The 23,114-nt window shown below is 72.0% G+C and carries 22 protein-coding genes, 1 pseudogene and 1 riboswitch; of the genes and pseudogenes, 14 read left to right on the plus strand and 9 right to left on the minus strand.

Annotated features, from left to right (window positions below; translation table 11 throughout):
- Positions 1-12 precede the first annotated feature (12 nt).
- Entirely contained in the window at positions 13-1,029 is a 1,017-nt protein-coding gene (locus tag ACGFI7_RS30675) for a hemolysin family protein (protein ID WP_393410606.1), read from the minus strand.
- The gene (locus ACGFI7_RS30680) at positions 1,026-2,381 is read right to left on the minus strand and encodes a hemolysin family protein (protein ID WP_393410608.1); all 1,356 of its coding nucleotides are present in this window, start codon (positions 2,379-2,381) and stop codon (positions 1,026-1,028) included. The genes ACGFI7_RS30675 and ACGFI7_RS30680 overlap by 4 nt, the downstream gene beginning before the upstream one ends.
- A gap of 247 nt (positions 2,382-2,628) precedes the next feature.
- Between ACGFI7_RS30680 and ACGFI7_RS30685 the strand changes: the two genes are divergently transcribed.
- A complete protein-coding gene (locus ACGFI7_RS30685; RefSeq protein ID WP_393410610.1) occupies positions 2,629-3,849 on the plus strand; it encodes an LCP family protein in 1,221 nt (406 codons plus the stop codon).
- Here ACGFI7_RS30685 and ACGFI7_RS30690 read toward each other — a convergent pair.
- Positions 3,846-4,490 carry a GPP34 family phosphoprotein gene (locus ACGFI7_RS30690; protein WP_393410612.1) on the minus strand — a complete coding sequence of 215 codons (645 nt, stop codon included), beginning with the start codon at positions 4,488-4,490 and terminating at the stop codon, positions 3,846-3,848. The two genes, ACGFI7_RS30685 and ACGFI7_RS30690, sit on opposite strands and share 4 nt — an antisense overlap.
- A gap of 22 nt (positions 4,491-4,512) precedes the next feature.
- On the opposite strand from ACGFI7_RS30690, the gene ACGFI7_RS30695 reads away from it, so the two are divergent.
- From ACGFI7_RS30695 to ACGFI7_RS30710, 4 genes are all read left to right on the plus strand, one after another.
- Complete coding sequence (locus ACGFI7_RS30695) at positions 4,513-5,118, plus strand: TenA family protein (RefSeq protein ID WP_393410614.1); 606 nt, start codon at positions 4,513-4,515, stop codon at positions 5,116-5,118.
- Positions 5,119-5,138: 20 nt separating this feature from the next.
- Positions 5,139-6,017, plus strand: a complete 879-nt coding sequence (locus tag ACGFI7_RS30700; RefSeq protein ID WP_393410616.1) for an Fpg/Nei family DNA glycosylase — start codon at positions 5,139-5,141, stop codon at positions 6,015-6,017.
- A gap of 48 nt (positions 6,018-6,065) precedes the next feature.
- The gene (locus tag ACGFI7_RS30705) at positions 6,066-6,389 is read left to right on the plus strand and encodes a rhodanese-like domain-containing protein (protein WP_393410618.1); all 324 of its coding nucleotides are present in this window, start codon (positions 6,066-6,068) and stop codon (positions 6,387-6,389) included.
- Between the two features lie 70 nt (positions 6,390-6,459).
- Positions 6,460-6,572: riboswitch (TPP riboswitch) on the plus strand.
- Positions 6,563-7,906: a purine-cytosine permease family protein gene (locus ACGFI7_RS30710; RefSeq protein WP_393410620.1), complete on the plus strand. Its 1,344-nt coding sequence runs from the start codon at positions 6,563-6,565 to the stop codon at positions 7,904-7,906. It overlaps the preceding riboswitch by 10 nt.
- On the opposite strand, the gene ACGFI7_RS30715 is transcribed toward ACGFI7_RS30710, so the two are convergent.
- Entirely contained in the window at positions 7,881-8,441 is a 561-nt protein-coding gene (locus ACGFI7_RS30715) for a methylated-DNA--[protein]-cysteine S-methyltransferase (RefSeq protein ID WP_393410622.1), read from the minus strand. The genes ACGFI7_RS30710 and ACGFI7_RS30715 overlap by 26 nt on opposite strands.
- 91 nt (positions 8,442-8,532) lie before the next feature.
- On the opposite strand from ACGFI7_RS30715, the gene ACGFI7_RS30720 reads away from it, so the two are divergent.
- On the plus strand, positions 8,533-10,401 hold the full coding sequence (locus ACGFI7_RS30720; RefSeq protein WP_393410624.1) for an ATP-binding protein: 1,869 nt from the start codon (positions 8,533-8,535) through the stop codon (positions 10,399-10,401).
- Positions 10,402-10,543: 142 nt separating this feature from the next.
- Positions 10,544-10,975 carry an ATP-binding protein gene (locus ACGFI7_RS30725; RefSeq protein ID WP_393410626.1) on the plus strand — a complete coding sequence of 144 codons (432 nt, stop codon included), beginning with the start codon at positions 10,544-10,546 and terminating at the stop codon, positions 10,973-10,975.
- On the opposite strand, the gene ACGFI7_RS30730 is transcribed toward ACGFI7_RS30725, so the two are convergent.
- The 3 genes from ACGFI7_RS30730 to ACGFI7_RS30740 are packed head-to-tail and all read right to left on the minus strand — an operon-like array spanning position 10,959 to position 12,046.
- Complete coding sequence (locus tag ACGFI7_RS30730) at positions 10,959-11,606, minus strand: YidC/Oxa1 family membrane protein insertase (RefSeq protein ID WP_393410628.1); 648 nt, start codon at positions 11,604-11,606, stop codon at positions 10,959-10,961. The genes ACGFI7_RS30725 and ACGFI7_RS30730 overlap by 17 nt on opposite strands.
- Before the next feature lie 45 nt (positions 11,607-11,651).
- Positions 11,652-11,873: a DUF6412 domain-containing protein gene (locus tag ACGFI7_RS30735; RefSeq protein ID WP_393410630.1), complete on the minus strand. Its 222-nt coding sequence runs from the start codon at positions 11,871-11,873 to the stop codon at positions 11,652-11,654.
- Positions 11,870-12,046: a hypothetical protein gene (locus tag ACGFI7_RS30740; protein ID WP_393410632.1), complete on the minus strand. Its 177-nt coding sequence runs from the start codon at positions 12,044-12,046 to the stop codon at positions 11,870-11,872. Before ACGFI7_RS30740 ends, ACGFI7_RS30735 begins: the two co-directional genes overlap by 4 nt.
- A gap of 94 nt (positions 12,047-12,140) precedes the next feature.
- Here ACGFI7_RS30740 and ACGFI7_RS30745 point away from each other — a divergent pair, with 94 nt between their 5' ends.
- Positions 12,141-12,839, plus strand: coding sequence for a response regulator (locus ACGFI7_RS30745; protein WP_393410634.1), 699 nt, complete (start codon positions 12,141-12,143; stop codon positions 12,837-12,839).
- A complete protein-coding gene (locus tag ACGFI7_RS30750; protein WP_393410636.1) occupies positions 12,836-13,918 on the plus strand; it encodes a sensor histidine kinase in 1,083 nt (360 codons plus the stop codon). Before ACGFI7_RS30745 ends, ACGFI7_RS30750 begins: the two co-directional genes overlap by 4 nt.
- Positions 13,919-14,265: 347 nt before the next feature.
- On the opposite strand, the gene ACGFI7_RS30755 is transcribed toward ACGFI7_RS30750, so the two are convergent.
- Complete coding sequence (locus tag ACGFI7_RS30755) at positions 14,266-14,742, minus strand: hypothetical protein (protein ID WP_393410638.1); 477 nt, start codon at positions 14,740-14,742, stop codon at positions 14,266-14,268.
- 251 nt (positions 14,743-14,993) lie between these two features.
- On the opposite strand from ACGFI7_RS30755, the gene ACGFI7_RS30760 reads away from it, so the two are divergent.
- The 3 genes and pseudogenes from ACGFI7_RS30760 to mptB form a co-directional block, all read left to right on the plus strand.
- The gene (locus ACGFI7_RS30760; RefSeq protein WP_393410640.1) at positions 14,994-15,341 is read left to right on the plus strand and encodes an STAS domain-containing protein; all 348 of its coding nucleotides are present in this window, start codon (positions 14,994-14,996) and stop codon (positions 15,339-15,341) included.
- Positions 15,338-16,066: a glycosyltransferase family 2 protein gene (locus ACGFI7_RS30765; RefSeq protein ID WP_393410642.1), complete on the plus strand. Its 729-nt coding sequence runs from the start codon at positions 15,338-15,340 to the stop codon at positions 16,064-16,066. Before ACGFI7_RS30760 ends, ACGFI7_RS30765 begins: the two co-directional genes overlap by 4 nt.
- Positions 16,067-16,940: 874 nt before the next feature.
- Positions 16,941-17,792, plus strand: a pseudogene (gene mptB / locus ACGFI7_RS30770) (polyprenol phosphomannose-dependent alpha 1,6 mannosyltransferase MptB); the annotation flags it as partial.
- A gap of 652 nt (positions 17,793-18,444) precedes the next feature.
- On the opposite strand, the gene ACGFI7_RS30775 reads toward mptB, so the two are convergent.
- A complete protein-coding gene (locus ACGFI7_RS30775; protein ID WP_393410644.1) occupies positions 18,445-20,898 on the minus strand; it encodes a hypothetical protein in 2,454 nt (817 codons plus the stop codon).
- A gap of 60 nt (positions 20,899-20,958) precedes the next feature.
- On the opposite strand from ACGFI7_RS30775, the gene ACGFI7_RS30780 reads away from it, so the two are divergent.
- Both ACGFI7_RS30780 and pheA read left to right on the plus strand, forming a co-directional pair.
- Positions 20,959-22,191 (plus strand): glycosyltransferase 87 family protein, encoded by a 1,233-nt coding sequence (locus ACGFI7_RS30780; protein ID WP_393410646.1) that lies wholly within the window; start codon positions 20,959-20,961, stop codon positions 22,189-22,191.
- A 2-nt stretch (positions 22,192-22,193) separates the two neighbouring features.
- Positions 22,194-23,114, plus strand: coding sequence for a prephenate dehydratase (gene pheA / locus ACGFI7_RS30785; protein ID WP_393410648.1), 921 nt, complete (start codon positions 22,194-22,196; stop codon positions 23,112-23,114).

Here is a 23,114-nt window from a genome sequence, read left to right on the forward strand (position 1 = left end):
GCAATCGGGATATCAGGCCGCGATCGTGCGGGTGTCCAGCAGCTGCCCCAGCAGGTCCGTGAGGCTCACCATCCCGATGATCGTCCCGTCGGCCCCGGTGACCAGCGCCAGGTGCGCCCGCGCCTCCTGGAGCGCCGCCACGGCCTCGGGGACCTGTGTGAGGCTCGGCAGCTCCGGCACCGGCCTGGCGAGCTCGCCGGCCGTACGACCGGGCTCCAGCAGGGCGTCACGGGCGTGCAGGACGCCCGTCATCCGGCCGCCGTCGCTCACGAGCAGCCGCAGGTGGCCGCTGCCGGCCGCCACGCGGCGGATCTCGGCCGTGCCGGCCTGCGGCGGCACGGTGACGACCCGGTCGATCGGCACCATGAGCCGCTCGATGCCCGCCGCCTCGAACCGCAGCGCCCGGGTGAGCAGGTCGTGCTCCTCCCGGTCGAGCAGGCCCATCCGGCCGGACTCGCCGACCAGCATGGCGAGCTGGCGCGGCGTCCTGGTCGTGGCCAGCTCGTCGCGCGGCTGCACGCCGAAGAGCCGCAGCAGCAGGTTGGTCAGGCCGTTGAGCGTCGACAGCAGCGGCTTCATCACCCAGGTGAAGGCCCGGAAGGGCAGGGTGAGCACCAGGGCCGCCCGCTCGGGGTGGGTCAGCGCCCACGACTTGGGCGCCATCTCGCCCACCACCATGTGCAGGAACGTCACCAGGGCCAGCGAGAGCGTCAACGCGATCGGCATGCGCAGCGGCTCGGCCACGCCGATGGCCGCGAACACCGGCTCCAGATAGTGCTCGATGGCCGGCTCGGTCACGTACCCGAGGCCCAGCGTGCACAGCGTGATGCCGAGCTGGGCGCCGGCGAGCATGAGGGAGAGCTGGCGGCTGCCGCCGGCGGCCGACCTGGCCGCGAAGCGGACCATCCGGTTGCCGCCCGTCGCGATCTCCTCCAGGCGGTGCCGCCGGGAGGACACGAAGGCGAACTCGGCGGCCACGAACAGGGCGTTGAACGCCAGCAGCGCCACGCTGATCAGGATCATCGTCATCGGGTCGTCGCCTCCGCGTGCTGCTGGACCGGCGCCAGGCGCACCCATTCGGGCACCCGCCTGGCGATGGACAACACCGTCAGCTCGGCCAGCTGCGCGTCGTCGTCCTCGGCCTCGAACGGGTCGGCCTCGACGACGGTCCGCACCGTGACCGTGTCACCGGGCTCGGGCATCCGCCCCAGCTCCGCCAGGATCAGGCCGCCCAGCGTGTCGTAGTCGTCGCTCTCGGGGAGCGCGATGCCGGTGGCCCGCTCGACCTCGTCGAGCCGGAGGCTGCCGGGCACCTCCCAGACGCCGCCGGGCTGCCGCACGGCGCCCACCGGGTCCGGGTCGTTCTCGTCGACGAGCTCGCCGACCAGCTCCTCCGCCAGGTCCTCGGCGGTGATCACACCGGCCAGGCCGCCGTACTCGTCGATGACGCAGACGAGGTCGTCGCCCGCGACGCGCATCCGGTCGAGCACCACGGGCAGCGGCAGCGAGTCGGGCACCAGCAGCGCCTGCCGGGTGATGTCGCCGACCGTGCCCTCCTCCACGCCGGAGGCGAGCAGCTCACGCACGCCGGTCACGCCCGCCACGTCGCCGTCGTCGCCGAGCACCGGGTATCGGGTGTGCCCCCGGGCGCGCATGGTCTCCAGCAGCTCGGAGATCGGCTGGGCGGCGCGGAGCGTGACCACCCGCGGCCGCGGCACCATGATCTCCTCGGCCGTGTGGTCGCCGAACTCCAGGGCGCGCTCCAGCAGCTCCGACAGGCGGGGCGTAAGCTCGCCGGCCTCGGTGGACTCCTCGATGATCCGGGAGAGCTCCTCCGGGGTGGCGCCGTGCTCCACCTCCTCGACGGGCTCGATGCCCAGCTTCCTGAGCAGCCCGGTGGCGGCGGAGTCGAACAGCCGGACCACCGGGCCGACCACGGCCAGGTAGGCCAGCGTCGAGCCGGCGAGGAACTTGGCCACCGGCTCCGGCCTGGCGATGCCGAGGTTCTTCGGCGCCAGCTCGCCGAGCACCATCTGCACCACGGTGGCCACGCCCACGCCGATGGCGACGGAGAGACCCGTGATGAGGGTGTCCGAGAGCCCGGCGTCGGTCAGCCAGGGCCGTACGATCGCGGCGATGGCGGGCTCCGCCAGGAAACCGACCAGCAGGGCGGTGACGGTGATGCCGAGCTGGGCGCCCGACAGCATGAACGAGAGCCGAGAAGTCACCCGGAGCGCCTTTTCCGCGGCCTGATCACCGGCGGCGGCCTGCTCGCGCAGGACGGCCCGGTCGGCGGCGACGAAGGCGAACTCCTGGGCGACGAAGTAGCCCGTCGCGGCAGTGAGCAGGAAGAGGGCGAGGAGGCCCAGATAAGCGCTCACCGGCGCGAGCTCTCAGGGGTACCCGTGCTCCTGCACGGGCGGCTACTCCATGGGTCCGCAGTGGACACGATCATCCTTTCTCTAGATCTGGTCCATAAAACTAACGATGCGCATGCCCTCTGTGTTTCCGGTGGTCATATCTGCCCGGTTCTGCGTACTTTTCCGTGGCGGAACATCAGCCGGTGTACTGCACTGAGCGAAGTCTTGGACGTAGCGTCTATGTCAAGCGATGGGAAGAAGGAGCCAAGTGTCTGAGGACGACCGGACGCGGGCCATGCGCTCGCCTGGCGAGCGCCGCCCGCTGCCGCCGAGGAATGACGGGCTGCGCGCGGCGGGGGCCCCGGCGCACCAGTTCCCGCAGCCGGCCGCGCCACCGGTCGGCGACGACGTGCCGCGGGCCAGTTCGCGGGTCTACGGCAAGCCTCGCTCCGGCGGCAGCCCCGTCAAGCCGATGCGGCGCGGCTCCGAGCAGCCGCCGCCGCCCCCGTCGGACCGGCGGCCGCGCAGGCGGATCAGGGGCTCCACCATCCTCAAGATCCTCGCGGCGCTCGTGGCCGCGCTGGTGCTGGTCGCCGCCGGCCTGCTGGTCTGGATCGACGGCCGGCTGGGCGGGCTGCCCGCCGGGATCCTGGACGAGTACGAGGGCCGCCCGGCCGACACCCCCGGCACCAACTGGCTCCTGGTCGGCTCCGACAGCCGCAAGGGCCTGTCGGCGCGCCAGCGCAAGAAGCTCGCCACCGGCAGCAGCGCGGGCCAGCGCACCGACTCGATGATGCTGCTCCACCTGCCGGAGAGCGGCGACCGGCCGACGCTGGTCAGCCTGCCCCGCGACTCCGCCGTCACCATCCCCGGCCAGGGCCGCAACAAGCTCAACGCCGCCTACGCGATCGGCGGGCCCAAGCTCCTGGTCCGCACCGTCGAGACGGTCACCGGAGTGCGCGTCGACAACTACATGGAGATCGGCTTCGCCGGGTTCGTCGAGATCGTGGACGCCGTCGGCGGCGTCGAGATCAACGTGCGCGCCGCGGTGAACGACCCCAAGGCGGGCCTGAAGCTCAAGAAGGGCACCCAGACCCTGACCGGCGCCCAGGCGCTCGGCTACGTCCGCACCCGCCAGGGCGGCAACCTGCCCGACTACGAACGCACCAAGCGGCAGCGCCAGTTCCTCGGCGCGGTGGTGAAGAAGGCGGCCAGCCCCGGCACCCTGATCAACCCGTTCACCTCGATCCCGCTGGCGATGAGCGCCACCGAGGCGGTCGCGGTCGACGAGGACACCGGCGTGTTCGACATGCTCTCGCTGGGCCTGGCCATGGGCGACAACCCGGTGACCACGGTGGTGCCCTTCGGCGGCACCGAGAACGTCGCCGGCGGCGAGGCCGTCAAGTGGGACAGGACCAGCGCCCTGGCCTTGTTCGAGGCCCTGGCCGCCGACAAGCCGGTGCCGAAGGAGATCATCGACGCCAACTAGCTCATCGCGGTGATGGCGGCCGTGGTGACGGCGATCGAGACGCCCGCGTTGATCGCGGCGATCGTCTGCGCCACGGCCTCGGCCTCCCAGGCCCCGGCGGAGATCTGCTTGACCCGGTCCTTGTCGGCGCCGGGGAACGCCTTGCGGTCGAGCTTGGCGGCGTGCATGACCGCGATCAGCACGGCGGTGCGCGGGTCGGGCTCGGCGCCGCCGAGAGCGCCCGCGACCCGCTCCCGCACCCGGGCCTCGACGCTGCCGTCGAGCTCGGGCCAGCGGGTGGTGCGGAAGATGCCGAACACCCGGCCGCGCTCCTCGGCCAGCACGCCCGCGGTGGCGAGCCGGGTCAGCAGCCGGGTGCGGAGCTTGCCCGACTGGAGCTGCTGCACCCACGCGGCGGGCTTGCGCTCCTTGGCGCTCTCGGCGATGCGGGCCAGCGCGCCGTCGAGCTCCTCGTCGCCCAGCGGGGCGGGGTTCACGACCGTCACCTTCTTGTCGCGGAGCGTGATGCGCTCGTTGAGCGCCAGCTCGGCCAGGAGCGCCCCGGCCACGGCGGGGTCGAGCTGGATGGCGGAGAGCAACTGCCTGCCGTCGTCCTCGCCGAAGGCGAGAAGGAGGATCTCCTCCGCGATCGTCACACTCATCCTCTGACACTAACGTGCGACCATGACCATCTCGGAAAAGTTGCACGTTATCGGCAGGCCGCTGCTGGAGGCCCAGCTGGCGCATCCGACGGTGATCGGCATCGGCAGGGGCGACCTGCCCGAGCCCGTGTTCCGGTCGTGGCTGGAGCAGGACTACCTCTACCTGCTCGACTACGTGCGCGTCTTCGCCAGGCTGGCCTGGCAGGCGCCCGACGCGCACGTCGGTGACCTGGTGGACCTGGCGCACTCGACCTACCACGAGGAGCTGGATCTGCACCGTTCGCTGTCGGCCGAGTTCGGCGCCGATCTGGACGGGGCCGTGAAGGGGCCGGCCTGTGTCGCGTACACGACCTTCCTGCTGGAGGCGGCGGCCTCGTACGGGGAGGGGCTGGCGGCGCTGTACCCGTGCATGTGGGGCTACTCGACGCTGGGGCGGATCCTGGCGGAGAACCCGCCCGCGGAGCCGCGCTACCGCGCCTGGGTCGACACGTACGCCGATCCGGGGTTCGCGGCGCTGACCGAGCGGATCGCGCGGATGATCGACGAGGCGGACCCCGACCCGGTGCGGGCCGAGGAGCTGTTCCTGGAGGGGATGGCGCACGAGCTGGCGTTCTGGGACGTGCCCTAGCGCCACGTAGGCTGGAGGGCATGCCGGAGCTTCCCGAGGTGGAGTCGCTCGCCGCGTTCCTGCGTGAGCGGGCGGTCGGACGCGCGATCGCGGGCGTCGACGTGCTGGGCGTCCAGGCGCTCAAGACGTTCGACCCGCCGGTGACCGCGCTGGGCGGGCTGACCGTCACGGGCGTGTCGCGCCACGGCAAGTTCCTCGACCTCGACTGCGACGGCCTCCACCTCGTCATCCACCTGGCCCGGGCGGGCTGGCTGCGCTGGCGCGACGACCTCTCGGGCGCCAAGCCGGTCCGGCCGGGCAAGGGCCCGCTGGCCGTACGGGTGCGGCTGGCGGCCGACGCCGAGGGCCTGGCGCCGGGGTTCGAGCTGACGGAGGCCGGCACCCAGAAGCGGCTGGCCGTCTACGTGGTCAAGGACCCGGCCGAGGTGCCGGGCGTCGCCGCGCTGGGCCCCGACCCTCTCGGCCCGTCGTTCGACGTCGCCGCGCTGCAGCGCATCCTCGGCGGCAACCGCACCCAGGTCAAGGGGCTGCTGCGCGACCAGAAGATCATCGCGGGCATCGGCAACGCCTACTCGGACGAGGTGCTGCACGCCGCGCGGATGTCACCGTTCAAGATCGCGTCGACGCTGACCGACACGCAGGTCGCCGACCTGCACGAGGCGATCGTGACCACGCTGCGCGAGGCGGTCGAGCGGGCCCGCGGGCTGGCGGCCAAGGACCTCAAGGCGGAGAAGAAGACCGGGCTGCGCGTCCACAACCGTGCCGGCCAGCCGTGTGACGTGTGCGGCGACACGATTCGCGAGGTGTCGTTCGCCGATTCCGCGCTGCAATACTGTCCGACCTGCCAGACCGGCGGGAAGCCGCTGGCCGACCGCCGCATGTCCAAGCTGCTCAAGTAGCGGCCCCGGGTGTGCGGAGCAGCGTGCCGGGCGGGGCAGAATGGGCGCATGACGGTTCCCGAGGTCGAGGTCCGCGACGTGCCCGCCGACGCCTACCTGCTCGACGTGCGCGAGCATGACGAATGGGTGGCGGGTCACGCCCCTGAGGCGGTCCACATCCCGATGACGCAGATCCAGGCGCGGGTCGACGAGGTCCCGTCCGACCACCCCGTCTACGTGGTGTGCCGCGTCGGCGGCCGGTCGATGCAGGTCACGGCCTGGCTCAACCGGCTCGGCCGCGAGGCGATCAACGTCGGCGGCGGCATGCAGGCCTGGGAGTACGACAAGCGGCCCATGGTGAGCGAGACCGGTCAGCCGCCCGTGGTCGCCTGATTCAGACTGGCCGAAAACACACCAATAGTGCATCATGGGGGCGCGTGCCGGAGTTGATCTCCGGCCGAGTTCGGCCCATCGCGGGAGCTCGGGGCAACCGGGCTGAGAGGGCAGCTACCGCCGCTGCCGACCGCATGAACCTGTCCGGGTAATGCCGGCGTAGGGAGTGCGCTATGTCGCATGCCATTCATGGCGACGAAGTTCCGCTGACTCTTGAGGGCGAGCCGCCGAAGACCCTGGGGGTGCTCGACCAGGGCGCGCTCTGGGCCAACCTGGCGGTCAGCCTGCTGGGGTTCTCCGGAGCGCTGTTCCTCATCGACCCGCTCGGCGGCGCGCCGCTGAGCTTGACCGCCGCCCTGGTCGCCACCGTGGTCGGCAGCCTGATCGGCACCACCATGGTGGGGCTGGCGGCCATCCCCGGCACGCAGACAGGTAAGCCCGCGATGGTGCTGCTGCGCGGGCTGTTCGGGGCGCGGCTGTCGTACATCCCCACCGTGCTCAACATCGTCCAGATGATCGGCTGGGGCGCCTTCGAGCTCTGGGTCATCGCCCAGGGCGCCCAGGCCATCTTCGGCGACACGGTCCCGTACGCGGTGTGGGTGATCGTCGCCGGGGTGGTCACCACTGTGCTGAGCGTCTGGCCGCTGGGCGCCGTCCGGCTGATCCGGCGCTACATCACCGTCCTGGTGATCATCGCGATGATCTGGTTCGCGGTGCAGTTCCTGGGCGACGCCCAGCCGCGGACCGGCGGGTCCTGGGAGGCGTTCGCGCCGGCCGTCGACTACGTGATCGCGCTGTCGGTGTCGTGGGTGCCGCTCGCCGCCGACTTCGCCCGCCACTCCAGGTCCAGCCGGGCCGCCTTCACCGGCGTGGTCGGCGGCTACACGCTCGCCCAGGTGGCTTGCCTGGCGCTGGGCGTGTACGCGGTCGCGATCGCCGGGGCGCAGGCGGTGGCGGCCGACAGCACGGCGGTCTTCGCCCCGTTCGTCGCGGCGCCGCTGGGCGCGCTGTTCTTCGCGGTCCTGGTGCTGCGCGAGGCCGACCAGTCGTTCGCCAACGTCTACTCCACGACCGTCTCGCTGCAGAATCTCATGCCGCGCGTCGACCGGCGGATCATCAGCACGGTCATCGGCCTGCTCACCATCGCCATCGCGCTGGTGGTGGACGTGACCTCCTACGGCGCCTTCCTGGGCGTGATCGGCGCGGTGTTCGTGCCGATGTTCGCCGTGCTCGCCGTCGACTACTTCCTGCTCGGCGGCGCGGGCCGGTGGAACACCGACGCCGACGCCCCGGCCCGCTGGTCGATGCTGGTGCCGTGGGCCTTCGGGTTCGCCGCGTACTGGCTGACCACCTCGACCCCGACCGTCGCCCCGTGGGACGGCTTCTGGGCAGGGGTGCGCGACGCCATCGGCTTCACCAGGGAGCCGTGGATGAACGGCGCGCTCGGCGCGGCCATCGTCGCGGCCGTGACGACGCTGCTGATCGGGCTGGTCAGGCGCCGCGCCGCTCGATCGTGAGCAGGTGGCGCTTGGCGGCGGCGCCGCCCGCGTAGTCGCCGGGCTCGCCGTCCTCGCCCACCACCCGGTGACAGGGCACGATCACGCACACGGGGTTGGCGCCGAGCGCGTTGCCGACCGCGCGCAGCGCGCGCGGCCTGCCGATCAGCTCGCCGATGCGGCCCGGCGTCGTGGTCGTGCCGTACGGGACGGCCATCGTCTTCTGCAGCACCGTACGCGCGAACGGCGTGGCCAGGGCCAGGTCGACCCGGGTGGAGAAGGCGCGGAGGCGGCCGGAGAAGTAGGCGTCGAGCTCGCGGCGCACCGGGTCGAGCCGCCGGGCGTCGCTGCCGATGAGCCGGCCCACCTGCTTGGCCACCCGCTCGAACACGACGTTCTCGTCCTCGTAGCTGCACGAGACGAGACCGCGGGCGGTGACCGCGAGCACGAGCCTGCCCACGGCGCCGTCGTAGGTGCCGAACGCGATGTCGGGCGGGGTGTTGCCGCGATACGTGTCGGACGTGACCCGCAGCAGGGCATCGAGGTCGCCCGACACGTCTTCACCTCCACCCGTACGAACAGCCGTGACCGCAGCGTATCGGACGGATCGCCCGACGCGGGCGCCACGCCGCGTGCACTATGGAGTCGTGGGGGACGCAAGGGCTTCGAGTGACGACGAGATGGCCCGCGCGGTGCTCGACAGCTCGCCCAACGCCGTCGTCGCGATCGACAGGGACCAGACGGTCCTGGTGTGGAACGCGGCGGCGGAGGCGCTCTTCGGCTGGCCCGCGGCCGACATGCTGGGCCGGCGGGCGCCGATCGTGCCCGATGAGCTGGCGGCCGAGCACCACGCGGCCCTGGAACGGGTCCGCACCGGCGAGCAGGTGTCGCTGCGCACCAAGCGGTCACGCGCCGACGGCGCCGTGCTCGACGTGCGGGCCGACATCAGCGCGCTGCGCGTGGGCAGCGCGACGGCCGGCTACGTCTGCGTCTACCACCTGGTGCAGGCCGACGCCGCCGCCAAGGACCGCATGGCGCGCCGGGCCAGGCTGGTGCGCAGGCTCACCGACGTGGTCGGCGACATCAACGCCGAGCTGGAGCTGCCCGCCGTGCTCGACCGCATCTCGGCCAGCCTCACCGAGCTGACCGGGGCCGACGCGGGCGGGTTCGCGCTCATCGAGGGCGACCGGTTACGCGTGGTCAGCACCTACCGGCTGCCGGAGTCGCTGAAGGACGCCACCACCGACCTGCGCACCAGCCTGGTCGGCACCCTGCTGCGCACCGGCAAGACCGTGCTGCTGGAGTCCGAAGGGGTGGACCGGCTGGAGTGGGCGCGGCTCAGCGGCCTGCACACGGTCGCGCTCGGCCTCGCCGCCGTCGGCGGCCGGCCGTACGGGGCGCTCTACGCGCTGTTCGCCCGGCGCAAGCCCGGTCATCTCGAACTGGAGCTGCTGGAACTGCTGGCCGGGCACGCCGGCATCGCCGTCGGCAACGCGGTCGCCTACCAGGAGGCGGTGCGGCAGCGGGCGCACGAGCGGGCCGTCTTCGACGCCAGCGCCGACGGCATCGCGGTGCTCGACGGCGACGGCCGGGTGCTGCGGTGGAACCCGGCCGCGGCCGCGCTCACCGCCGTGAGCGCCGAGGAGGTCACGGGCGGCCCGCCGCCGTTCCCGCTGCCCGGCCCCGGCGAGAAGGTGACCCACCAGCTGCCCGGCGGGCGCTGGCTGGACGTGGTGTGCGCGCGCATCGAGGAGACCGGCGAGCTGGTCGTCGACTTCCGCGACGTCACCGCGGCCAAGGAGCTGGAGGAGGCCAAGGACCTGTTCCTGGCCACCACCAGCCACGAGCTGCGCACCCCGATCACGGTCGTCGGCGGCTTCGCCAGCACGCTCGACGCCCGGTGGGACAAGCTCAGCGACGCCGAACGCCGCTCCGCCGTGCACACGATCGCCGAGCGCTCCCGGTCGCTCGGGCGGCTCATGGACCACCTGCTGCTCGGCGCCCGCGCCGGGGCCGAGGAACAGGTGGTCGGCGACGAGCCGTTCGACCTGGCCGAACGGGTACGCGCGGCCACGCTCGGTCTGCCTGTACTGTCCGATAGACACCGCATCGACGTGGACGTCGCCGCCGATCTGCCGCATGCGATGGGCGATCCGCTGGCCACCGACATCGTGCTCGGTCAGCTCCTGGAGAACGCGTTCAAGTACTCGCCGCAGGGCGGGCTGATCAGCGTAGGCGCCTGGCGCGAGGACGGCCGGGTGGTCGTCGTGGTCGACGACGAGGGCGTGGGAATCGCCCCGGCCGACCGCGAGCGGATCTTCGAACGGTTCGTCCAGGTGGAGACCGGCGACCGCAGGAGGTTCGGCGGCGTCGGGCTCGGCCTCTACATCGTGCGGAGCCTGGCCAGGGCGCAGGGCGGAGAGGTGAGCGCGCATGCCAGACCGGGGGGCGGCACACGGATGAAGCTCCAGCTCAGGTACGTTTCGCCTATCGGATCCGACACACCGAGGCGGTAACGAGGTGGTCATGGTTGCGCTGATCTATCGTCCGATGTGTACAAGCTGTGATCGAGATGCGGTTTCTGGGATCGAGTAACGGGGCATTTCGGTCGTACCGGGGGTGCTTCCGCGGGGGGCACTGGGAGACGGGGAGGTGGGTGTGTCAAGCGTGGTGCTACTGCCGTACGCGCCGTCCAGCGTCGCCGTCGCCCGCCAGCGTCTCAGCTCCGATCTCCAGGACTGCGGGGTCTTCGGCGCCGCGATCGACGATGCCGTCCTCGTGGTGAGCGAGCTGCTCAGCAACGCGCTGCGACACGCGCACCCGCTGCCCTCGGGCATGGTGAAGGTGTCCTGGCTGCGTAGCGACGAACACATCGAGGTGGCGGTCAGCGACGGGGGAGCCGCCACCGAGCCGAGGGCGGGCCGACCGGCCCTTTCCTCGCTGGGCGGGCGCGGGCTGGGCATCGTCGAGTACGTGGCGGAGAGCTGGGGCGTGCGGCACGACGGCGACATGACAACGGTGTGGGCGATCCTGCCCGCGCCCAAAAGGAAGGTGAACGGGCAGGTTCACGTCCTCAGAGAGGCCGGGTAGCGAGCACGGCGCGCTCTCCCGTGGTCCACGCCGTGGACACCAGCAGATAGAGCCCGGCGGCCAGGGGGAGCACCGCCGCGGCCAGCACCGAGCCGAACGGCAGCCACGGTGTCAGCTTCCGCATGAACTCCGGCTGGTCGTCCGTGAGCGTCGCGCGCATCGTACGGGATGACAGCCATGCCACCACGGCCATCAGCGCGAGCACCAAAGCGAAGACCGAAAAGGGGCCACTAGCCAGACCGTAATGCGCGATCACGGCCGCGACCTGCTGACCCAGCGGAGCCCCGAACAGGTCGTGACCCGCCAGCGCGGTCGGATGCGTGGCCACCCGGAACATCAACCACAGGAACGGCAACTGCGCCAGCCCCGGCAGGATCCCCGCCAGCGGCGAGCTGCCCTCCTTGGCGAACAACGCCGACGTCTCCCTGGCCAGCCGCTCCGGATCGCGCCCGAACCTCTTGCGCAGCTCGCCCAGCCTGGGCGCGAGGCGCTGCCTGATCTTGGCGCTGCGGGCCTGGCGGACGCCCAGCGGCAGCAGCAGGAGCCGCACCGCCAGGGTGAACAGCACGATGCCGAGAGCGGCGTGCCCTCCGGACACGCCGACGACGAACGAGACGAGTGAATCGATCATGAGCCCTTCTCACACAGAGACCTCAGGGCTCGGGTCCGAGCCCCGCTAACCGGAAGCGGGGCAGGGCGATGGCGCGCGCGGGCGAGGTCTGCCGGGCGCGCCGGGATCGCGCTGGCGCTGGAAGGCCGTGCGCCGCGCGTACACCAGGGGGAATCCGGAGGGCTCGCCGCCGAGGACCGGCAGCAGCCTGGCCGCCCACGAGACGAGCAGCAGGACCGCCACCATGGTGACGGCGATGAGCCCCGGATCGAACAGGAAAGCCGTCACCGGGACGACGTCGACGACTTACCGACCAGCGTGACGACGATGAAGACCAGCAGCGCGACCACCCCGATGATCAGCGCGATCTTCAGCAGCCCCAGAACCATGGGGATGATGAAGGTGAACAGCACGAAGAGCGCCAGCGCGGCACCCGCAACGAGCATGATGACTCGACCCATGAGGCCACCGTACGTCGTGCCGCTGCCCCGTGCGAGTCTTACCGTCCGATGACGTGATCGCCGCACGGGCATCCCCGCGCCGTACCGTGAAGGCGTGAACACGCGCATCCTGGTGGTCGACGACGACCCGACCGTGTCCGAGGTGGTCGCGCGCTATCTGGAGCGCGACGGGCACGAGGTCGAGTGCGTGGGCGACGGCGCCGAGGCGCTGCGCCGCGCCCTGACCAGCCCGCCCGACCTGATGGTGCTCGACCTGATGCTGCCCGCGATCGACGGGCTGGAGGTGTGCAGGAAGCTCAGGGAGCGCTGGCCGGTGCCGGTGATCATGTTGACCGCGCTCGGCGAGGAACTCGACCGGGTGGCCGGCCTGGAGACGGGCGCCGACGACTACGTGGTCAAGCCCTTCAGCCCGCGCGAGCTGGCCTTACGCGTGCGGTCGGTGCTGCGCCGGGCGTCCGGCGCCGCGATCACCGGCGGCACCGGAGTGCTCCGCGACGCCGACCTGGTGGTGGACGTGGGCGCCCACGAGGTGCTGCTCGGCGAAGAGCGGGTCATGCTGACCGCCCGAGAGTTCGACCTGCTGGCCTACCTGATGCGCAACCCCAGGCAGGCGTTCAGCCGGACGGCGCTGCTCGACCAGGTGTGGGGATGGTCGTTCGGCGACTCCTCCACCGTGACCGTGCACGTCAGACGCCTGCGGGAGAAAATCGAAGCCGACCCGACCGAACCGCGCAGGATCGTCACGGTCTGGGGGGTGGGCTACCGGTACGAGCCACTGGAGGGCGCGGCGTGAGCCTCGGCATGATCGTCGCGGTCACCGCCGGGCTCGGCCTGCTCGTGGCCGGGGTGGGGCTGGCCGTCATGTGGTGGCTGCGCACCCGCTCGATCGGCGTGATGCTGGCCATCGTGGTGGTCGTCGCGGTGGCCGCCACCCTGGCCGGCGTCGTCGCGATCACCATGCGGATGATCATCGAGGGTCCCGCCAGGGACATCGTGCTCAGCGTGGTCGCCGTCGGCGGGCTCGTCGGACTTGGCGTGGCCTTCGTGGTGGCCAGGCGCGTCGTGGCGGAGAGCAGGCGGCTGGTGGCCGCGGTCGGCGAGCCGCCGTTCGCCGCGCCCCGCGGGCTGCCCGCCGAGCTCCAGGCCATCGCCGACGCGCTGGAGGAGGCGTACGCGCGCGAACGCGCCCTGGAAGGCGCCCGGCGCGAACTCGTCGCCTGGGTCAGCCACGACCTGCGCACCCCGCTGGCCGGGATGCGCGCCATGGCGGAGGCCCTGGAGGACGGCGTCGTGTCCGACCCCGAGACGGTCGGGCGCTACCACCGCCAGATCAAACGGGAGGTGGAACGGCTGTCGGGCATGGTCGACGACCTGTTCGAGCTGTCCAGGATCCACGCCGGGGCGCTGCGGCTCACGCCGGCCAGGGTCGGGCTCGCCGACCTGGTCGCCGACACGCTGGCCGGGGCCGAACCGCTGGCCAGGGCCAAAGGCGTGCTGCTCAGCGCGGAGGCGGCCGAACCCGTGCCGGTCTCGGCCGACGCGAGCGCGCTCGGCCGCGCGCTGCGCAACCTCGTGGTCAACGCCATCGAGCACACGCCCAGCGGGCGGCCTGTCGTGCTGCGGGCCGGGGCGGACGTCGCGACCGCCCGCCTGTCGGTGAGCGACTCCTGCGGCGGCATCCCCGAGGAGGACCTGCCCCGGGTGTTCGAGGTGGCCTTCCGCGGCGAGGCGGCCCGGACCCCGACGTCGGACGGCGGGGCCGGGCTGGGGCTCGCGATCGCCCAGGGGATCGTGCGGGCGCACGACGGGGTGATCGGGGTGGCTAACGAGGGATCGGGGTGCAGGTTCGAGATCCGGCTTCCGCTCGCGTGAGGCGGCGGTTTTCTCGGCGGTTCTCGGCGGGGTCTCGGCGGTTTTTCGCGTGTGCGGGTCGGCCTCTCGCGGGACGTGCTTGCGTGAGGCGGAGGCTTGCCGCGCGTCGTGCTGCGTGCGTCGTGCTCTGTGCGCGTCGTGCCGCGTGCGTCGTGCTGCGTGCGTCGTGCTCTGTGCGCGTCGTGCCGCGTGCGTCGTGCTGCGTGCGCGTCGTACCTTGCGTGAGGCTGGCGGTGTGTGTCGCCCGATGTGCGCGTGCGCTCGACGTGTCTCGGTGTGAGGCGGTTCGACGTGCCTCCTGGTTCGGGAGGCGGTGGCGTTCTCGGGTGAGGGGCGGGCGGCGCCTGTCAGGCGGACTCCGGGAGGGCGGACTCCGGGAGGATGGGTTCCTTGAGGGCGGCTTCCTTGAGGGCGGGTTCCGGGAGGATAGGTTCCTTGAGGGCGGCTTCCGGGGTGGAGCCGAACGACTCCGACATCGCGCGAAATGTCGGGCAGGGCCATCTCCACATGCAGCTCCGGCACCGCAGGATCGGGTGCGCGGCGTCGCTGGTGATGCCGCCCGCGTCGCGCGGCTGGTGCAGGTCGAGCAGGCGAAGCCCCAGTTCGGAGAACATGAGCAGCTCGTCGCGGGCCCCCGACAGGAAGTCGAGGTCATCCCCGGCCAGCTTGGCGCGTACCGGGACGTACCCCTCGTGGTTGACCAGCCCGCGCAGCCGGGCCGCCTCGTCGTGCCACGAGGTCGCCTTCTCGCTGCGGATGAGAATGGCCTCCAGCTGTTCGCGGAGTTTCTGACGCTGAGGATCTTCCGGTTGGTCTGTGTTCATAGGTCGTCGGGCCCGTGAGCTCGCCCAGCCTCCTCCTGCTGTGAAGTGGTGACCGGATCACGGAGCTCCGGCCCGCCCCCTCTCCGGCCATCATGGTGGCGCACCGTCAAGTTTCGCCTACTCTCCGTCTTCATGGAGCCCAAACGGCCACTCTCGTCCACAGCTCGGGATCGGCCACCTCGATTCATGCCTTCACCCACGTATCGGCGTGACAACGTGACCAGGAGCCTCCGCGCCGCTAGCCTGCCTCTGTGGAGCTCAAGGTCTCGACTCGATCACATGCCGGCCACGCCCTCGTGGTGATCGCCGGTGAAATCGACCTCTATACGGCACCCCACCTGCAGTCGGAGTTCACCCGTCTGCTCCAGGAGGGGCCCGGCCGGGTCGTCATCGACATGTCCGCCGTGGATTTCTGTGACTCCACGGGGATGAACGTGCTGCTGTCCGCGCTCAAGCGGATGAAGGAGCGGGGCGGCACCCTGGAGGTGGCCGCGCCCCGTCCGGCGGTGCAGAAGATCCTGCAGGTCACCGGGCTCGACTCGGTCTTCACCGTGCACGACGAGGTGCCGCAGGAGTTCCTCATCTCCGAGAAGTCATGACGGCGGGCGACACCGCGGTCGTCATCCCGGCCAAGAACGAGGCCGATCGCATCGGCCTCACCGTCACCTCGGCCCTCGGCCTGCCCGGTGTCGACCTCGTCGTCGTGGTCGACGACGGTTCGACCGACCAGACGGGACGGGTCGCCCGCGCGGCCGGGGCCAAGGTCGTGCGCCACAGCCGCAACCGCGGCAAGGCCGCCGCCATGGAGACGGGCGCCGAGGCCGTGCGCCTCCTCGACGACGGCGCCGCCCGCCACCTGCTCTTCCTGGACGCCGACCTGGCCGGCACCGCCGAGGCCGCGGCCGCGTTAGCCGAGCCCGTACGCTCCGGCCTGGCCGACATGACCATCGCCGCGTTCACCAACCGGGTCAAGCTCGCCGGCCACGGCATCGTCGTCCGGCTGTCCAGAGACGGCATCCGCCGCGCCACCGGCTTCGAGGCCAGCCAGCCGCTCAACGGCCAGCGCTGCCTCACCCGTGAGGCGTTCGAGGCGGCCCGCCCGCTGGCCCACGGCTTCGGCGTGGAGACGGCCCTGACCATCGACCTGCTCCGCAAGGGGTTCCGCGTGGTGGAGGTCGAGGTCGACATGGCCCACCGGGCGACCGGCTCCGACTGGCGCTCCCAGCTCCACAGGGCCAGGCAGTTGCGCGACGTGGCCTTGGCGCTGGCAGCCCGCGAACCCCTGGTAGCCGACAACCTCGCCAAACTCCGCCCTCGGCGGTGAACTGGTGCAGGGGACTGCGTTGACCCTGTGATGGGCTTTGCGTCGTCCCTGCGCGGGGCTCTGCGTCGTCCCTGCGCGGGGCTCTGCGTCGTCCCTGCGCGGGGCTCTGCGTCGTCCCTGCGCGGGGCTCTGCGTTGACCCTGTGAGGGGCTCTGCGTCTTCCCTGTGCGGGACTCTGCGTTGTTCCGGCTCAGACCCGGCGCTGACCCGGCGCTGGCTGGCACTGACCCCGGTCCTGCAAACCCCGGTCCTGCAAACCCCGGTCCTGCAAACCCCGGTCCTGCAAGACCCCGAACCTGCAAGACCCCGGACCTTCGGACTCCCGTCATGCGGGACCCCGGTAGGGCACTGACATGACCTCCGGTACTCCGACTCCGGCCTTCCCGGGGATCAGCGCTGCCCTCGGGCCTCCAAGACTCTTGCTCCAACATTGCAGTCCTCCCGTCATGCGGGGACCCCGGCGCTGACGTAACCTCCGGTGCTCCTGCCATATGGGATTCGGCGGGACGGTGCTCCCGCACAACTGGGCTTGCGCGAAGCAGTCTTCAGGACGAAGTTATCCACAGGGTGGGGACGGGCGGCCGGAGTCCTGGGGCGGGTGTGCTGGAATTTGCGGGTGACTTCCGACACGCGGGTCAGCACCTCCCATCGGCTGATGTGGCCCGCCCTTGTCTGCATCGCCGTCTCGTTCCTGCTGACGGCGCTGATCGGCGTGCTCGGCCCGTCCGCCATGGTCCCGTCCCTGTCCGGCCCCGCCTGGCAGCCGCCCTACTCGATGGCCGCCGACCCTCACCCCTACCTCGTGATCTCCCTGGCCGCAGCCGCCCTGGTGCTCGGCGGGCTCGGTCTCCTGGCGGCCCTGACGGTCCCGGCCATGTCGTTTCCCGCCCGCCTGCCCCGGGCGCTCGTGCTGCTCGGCTGCCTGGCCGCCGCCCTGCTCGCCTTCCTCCCGCCGTCGGGTTCGGGTGATCATCTCAACTACGCCGGCTACGGCCGCCTGGCCTCCCTCGGCATCGACCCGTACACCCACGGCGCCGACGACCTCCCCGGTGACCCGGTCACCGACGCCGTCGAGGCCCCGTGGCGCGAGGAGCCGACGGTCTACGGCCCGGTGGCCACGGCTCTCCACACCGCCGCGAGCTGGCTGGCCGGAGACTCCCTCCGCCTGACGATCTTCCTGCTGGCCCTGGTCAACGCCGCCGCGTTCATCGCCACCGGCTTGCTGATCGACCGCTTCACCCGCGACGATCCCGCCGCGCGGGTACGGGCCGCGCTGCTGTGGACGGCCAACCCCCTCCTGCTCTACCAACTCGTCGCCGGCATGCACGTCGACACCCTGGCCATCGCCTGCATGGTCGCCGCCCTCCTGGCGCGCACCCGACCCGTTGTCGGAGGCGCGCTCCTCGGCCTGGGGGTCGCCATCAAACTCAACGCCGGCCTGGTCGCCCTCGGCCCCGCCTGGGAGCTGCGCCGCGCCCCCCGCCGCCTGGCCCTGATGGCAGGCGTCGCCCTGGCGGTGGTGATCGCCGGCTACGCCCTCGCCGGCTTCGACGCCCTCGCCCCGGTCACCCGCACCAGCAAGTCGGTCTCCAACGCCTCGTTCTGGAAGCTGGTCCAAGGCTGGCTGCAGTCGATCGTCGGCACGGGCAGCGCCTACCGGGGCGAGATCCAGATCGGTTCCCTCCTCCTGCTCGCTCTCATCGCCTGGTCCCTCTTCCGCCTAACCACCCGCTCCGGCCTCACCACCCGCTGGGCAGGCTGGGGGCAAGTGCCTTCCGGCAGAGGCCCAGGACCAGGGCTTCCCGAAGCGAGCTCCGGACAAGGGCTTTCCGGAGCAGGCCCAGGACAAGGGCCAACCGAAGGGGACTCCGGCCGAGGGCCTTGTGGCGTGGACTCTGGGCAAGGGCCACGTGGCGTGGACTCTGGGCAAGGGCCTTGGGGAGCGGACTCCGGGCTAGAGCTTCCCGGATCGGGCTCGGGGCCAGGGCCTTCAGGAGCAGGCTCCGGGCATGGGCCAACCGGAGAGGGTTCCGGGCTGGAACCAACCAAAGAGGGCTCGGGGCGAGGGTCTCTCGGAGCGGGCTCAGACCGGGGGCCGTTCCGGTTGGGGTCGGTCGCCGGAGTGCGTGACCAGAGTGCGCGGCATGGTGATGGTGCGGGGCGGGGTGGCGAGGCTGTGGTGGTTGCGGGGGTGATGGTGGTCGCCTACCTGTTCGCCTCTCCCTACGTGTTGCCTTGGTACGACGGGTTGGCGTTCGGGGTGTTGGCGTTGGCGGCGGCGTCTGCTCTGGACCGGTTCATGGTGGTCCATCTGCTGGTGCTGTCGGTGGCCTACCTGCCGGCGCGGGTCGTCGGGCAGCCGGCCGAGCTGGGATGGCTCACGACCGTCGTGCGGAGTCAGGTCGTTCCGTGGCTGCTGCTGGCGCTGACGGCGGCTCTGCTGTGGTGGGCGTGGAGAGCTGCAGGGCGCGTACGCACGACGCCAGCGTCAGAGGCACGGCCACGGTGAGCGCCATGGCCGGGATGGCGATGCCCGAGTCGTTCATCAGGAAGCCGATGAAAGCACAGGTCAGCGCGCCGAAGAGCCCGGCGCGCAGCGTGGGGGCGAGCGCGTACGCCTGCCCGAGCGCCGACGCCCCCCAGCGTGACGGCCGCGCCAGCACCAGGAACAGGAACGCCAGCGCGACCAGGGAGAGCAGGGTGAGCGACCAGTTCCCCACGGTCACCCCGACCATGGCGCTGAACTTGCGGCCGACGACGGTCCACGCCTGGCCGTCGATCACCTGCTGGACGAACGTCCCGAGGTGGGTGCGTTCCCCGGCCGGGCGCCGCCAGTCGGCGAAGGAGATCGCGCCGATGAGCGCGGCCCCCGCCAGGCCGACGACCAGCAGTTTCGCGATCGACACCCGCCCGCCGGCCAGGAGGATGAGGAAGACCGCCAATCCGGCGACGAACGCCGGCACGCCGCCGAAGTCCGCCCCCCAGGCGGGCGACCCGTCCGCGAAGACCGCCAGTCCTCCGTACAACACGCAAACCGCCAGCACGGCCAAGCGGGGCGCGCCCTTACCGCGCAGCCATTGGGCGACGCCCGCCAGGCCGAGGATGGTGCCGGTGGCGTAGATGGCGAAGGCGATGTTGCTGAAGCCGTAGAACCGTCCGCCGGTCACCGGCTCGTACCCCGAGACGGCGTTCACCTGGAGGCTGGACCCGGTCATGACGTCCACCAGCATCGCGACGGAGGTGACCAGCGCGACCACGGTGAGCGGCCCGAGCACGTGCGAGCGCCACGGTCCCGCGAAGGCCAGGCCGGTGATGAGCCCTGCCATGACGAGGATCGTGACGATGAGCGCGGCCATCGGCGCGGGCAGGCTCCACCACGGCACGAGCTGCGCCAGGAACGTCGCCACGGCGATAGCGCCACTCAACACGGAGACCACCTGCACGGCCACCAGCAACCGCGACGCCGCAGCCAGATCAAGCCCCCCGGTGTTCGTGCGCGGGAGGTCGCTCGCTCCGCCTGGTTCCTCCGGGGTGTGCGTGCGCCCAACGCCGCCCTCCGTGTCCGGTCCCTCCGGGGTGTGCGTACGTGGAAGGTCGTTCGGGCCGTCCGCTGGGGGTGTACGGGGGAGGTCGTCTGTGGCGTTCGATCCTCGGGGGGATCTGCGGCGGCGGAGGGCCAGGGCGGCGAAGGCGTAGAAGAGGAGCTGGACGGTGACGAAGACGGCGAAGAAGGGGCCGCGGACCTCGCGCAGCACCTGGCTGGCCAGGTCGGCGTCCGCCAGGCCGGCGACCGTCTCACCGACGGTGGGGGCGGCCGGGCCGCCGGGCTGCCAGGGGCGGCCCACGACCTGCCTCGGGGGTTCGAGGCCGGTCAGGTGGATGGCGGTGGCGGTGAGGTCCTGGATCGCGACGAGCGCGTCCTGGCGGGTCGAGCCGGCCGTGAGGTGCCCGGTGGCGTACGGGGCGCCCGAGAGGGAGGGGCCGGTGGCGATGGCGACGTGCAGGTGGGCGCCGGGGGAGACGTCGGAGAGCCCGGCCACCAGCACGGTGCCGCCGGGCGGGAGCGCGGCCAGGAACGCGCCGACGCGGCGGTCGGCGGCGGCCGCGGCCGTGCGGCGGACGTCCGGCGGCATGGCCGCGGGGACGCCGTACTCGTCCAGGGGCTGCTCCGCCCAGGCGGTGGCGAGGTCCGGGGCGTCCATGACGATCAGCGCGTACGAGGAGAGGTCGCCCAGCTCGGCCGGGGCGTCGGCGTACGCGGCGACCCGTCCGGTCGTGTCGGCGGCGGCGAGGGCGGCGCCGGGGCCGACGGCGGCGACCTGGCCGCCGCCGTCGGCGACGGTCTGGGCGAGGGTGCCGAGCCGGGCGGCGTACCCGGTGGTGGCCTGGTGGTCGACGAGGTCCGCCCAGCCGGGGACGGTGGCCGAGCGGGCGTCGCCGGTGGGCTGCGGCACGGGCGCCGCCGGGCAGCCGCGGCCCGGGGTGCCGGCGCGCTGGCCGGCCGAGACGGTCAGCCAGCCGGCCGTGGGGCAGGTGATGCCCCGGTCGGGGGGTGGTACGGCGCGGGTGGACAGTGCGGCGGTGCCGCCCTGGCCTGCCAGTTTCCAGAGGTTCGGCGTACGGGACTCGTCGAGGTCGCTCCATTCGAGCCCGGGAACGCCGATGACGGCGACCCGCCCCTGAGCGGTGGCGGAGGCCGGTGCGGCGATGTGCTCCCGAGCGGCGGCAGGGGCGGTCCACAGGGTCGTCAGGAGGCCTACGACGACCAGCCACAAAACCCCGGCGCGTCGGGAACGGACCGGACGTCCCGTCGGGATGCGCCAGTGCGGCATGGTGCTGTACCCCCTGAGTCGGCGCGCCCTTCGGTCACCGTCACGGTAGCCTGCCACAGCGTGACGGGTGTCGAGGCGCCGATGCGGCGGCAATGGTGGGCGTGGGCCCTGGCGGCGGTGGTCGTCGCCCTGGGGGTGTGGCCCCTGGTCGAGCACTGGCTGACCAACCCCGGCGATCAGCGCCTCGTCGATCTCGACGTCTACCGTACCGGCGGTCAGATGGTGCTGGAGGGCCGCCCGGTCTACGGGTTCTTCACGCCGGCGCCGCAGCTGCTGCCGTTCACCTATCCGCCGATCGCGGCGCTGCTGGCGAGCGGGCTGGCGGCGATGTCGTGGGTGACCGCCCAGTGGGTGTGGACGGCGGGGATCTTCGCGGCGCTGGGGGTGGCGGTCGGTTTCGCGTTCCGTGAGGCGCTGGGGCGGCACGCGCCGTGGGTGTTCGCGTTCCTGATGGTGGCCTGCACGTTCTTGATGCCGATCCGCGACCAGGTGCGGTTCGGGCAGGTCGACATCCTGCTGGTGGCGCTCTGCCTGGCCGACTGCGTGGCGCGGCGGCCGTGGTGGCCGCGCGGGTTCCTGATCGGGCTGGCCACGGCGGTCAAGCTGACGCCCGGGGTGTTCCTCGTCTATCTGCTGGTGACGCGGCAGTGGCGCACGCTGTCCATGGCGGTGTTCGTGACGGCGCTGCTGACGCTGCTGCCGTTCGCGGTGGTGCCGCAGGACGCGGTCGACTTCTGGTTCGGCGCGCTGCTGGACTCCGAGCGGCTGGGCGCGAACGCGGCCACCACCAACCAGTCGATGCGCGGCATGCTCATCCGCCTCTATCTGCCCGACGCCCTGACGACCGTGATCTGGCTGGCGGCGGTGGCGGTGGTCGGCTGGTACGGGTTCCGCGGCGCCCGCGACGCCTACCGCGACGGCGACCCGGTCACGGCGGTGGCGCTGGTGGGGCTGATGGCGGTGCTGCTGTCGCCGGTGGCGTGGATCCACCATCTGGCCTGGGTGGTCGTGGTGCTGGGCGCGATCGTGGGTGACGGGCGCGACCCGGTGCGGGTGCGGGTGGCGGTGGGGGTGTGGCTGTACTACGTGCTGCCGGTTCCCTGGTGGGGCGTGGCGATCAAGGCGGCCGAGATCCCGGTCGTCAGCCCCGTGCTGGGCAAGATCGTGCAGAACGGCTTCGGTCTCGGCGCGCTCGTCCTCGTCTGGCTGCTGGCATATCGGCTGCCGAAAAGACGGGCCGCGCAGCCGGGTCAAATGTCCTACGGTGCACGTCAACCTGCGGATACCCTGTAAGCATGTCCAGAATCGCGTACCTCGGCCCCGAGGGCACCTTCACCGAAGAGGCCCTGAGGCTTCTGGAGCCCACGGCCGAGCGGCTGCCCAGCGCCACCGTCACCGCCGCGCTCAACGCCGTGCGCGCCGGTGAGGCCGACGGCGCGGTCGTCCCGCTGGAGAACTCGCTCGAGGGCGGCATCACGACGACGCTGGACGAGTTCGCCTGGGGCGAGCCGCTGCTGATCACCGCCGAGCTGCTGCTGCCGGTGCGGTTCTCGCTGCTGGCCCGGCCCGACACCGAGATCGTGCACATCAAGCGGGTCTACACCCATCCGGCCGCGATCACGCAGTGCCGCGGGTTCCTCAACCGCGAGCTGGCCGACGCGGTGGTGGTGGCCGCCCCGTCGACGGCGGCGGCGGCCCAGGAGGTGTCGCTGCCCGGCTCGCCGTACGACGCCGCGATCGCCGCCCGCATCGCGGGCGAGCACTACGGCCTGGTCGAGCTGCTGGACGACATCGGCGACCGGTCCGACACCGTGACGAGGTTCGTACGGGTGAGCAGGCCGGGCCCGCTGCCCGAGCCGACCGGGAGCGACCGCACCACCCTGGTCGTGTTCCTGGCCGACGACCACCCGGGCGCGCTGCTGGAGATGCTGACCGAGTTCTCGGTGCGCGGCGTCAACCTGAGCCGCATCGAGTCGCGGCCCACCGGCCAGGGCATCGGCCGCTACTTCTTCCACTTCGACTTCGAGGGCCACGTGGCCGACGCCCGGGTGGGCGAGGCGATCGCGGGCCTGCACCGCATCTGCGGCGAGGTGCGCTTCCTGGGCAGCTATCCGCGCGCCGACGGGGTGACCCCGCCGATCAAGCGCGGCACGGGCGACGCCGAGTTCGCCGAGGCCGAAGACTGGCTCGCCAGGATCCGCGCCGGGCGGGTCTGA

Source organism: Nonomuraea sp. NPDC048826, assembly GCF_043198225.1.
Lineage (GTDB): Bacteria > Actinomycetota > Actinomycetes > Streptosporangiales > Streptosporangiaceae > Nonomuraea.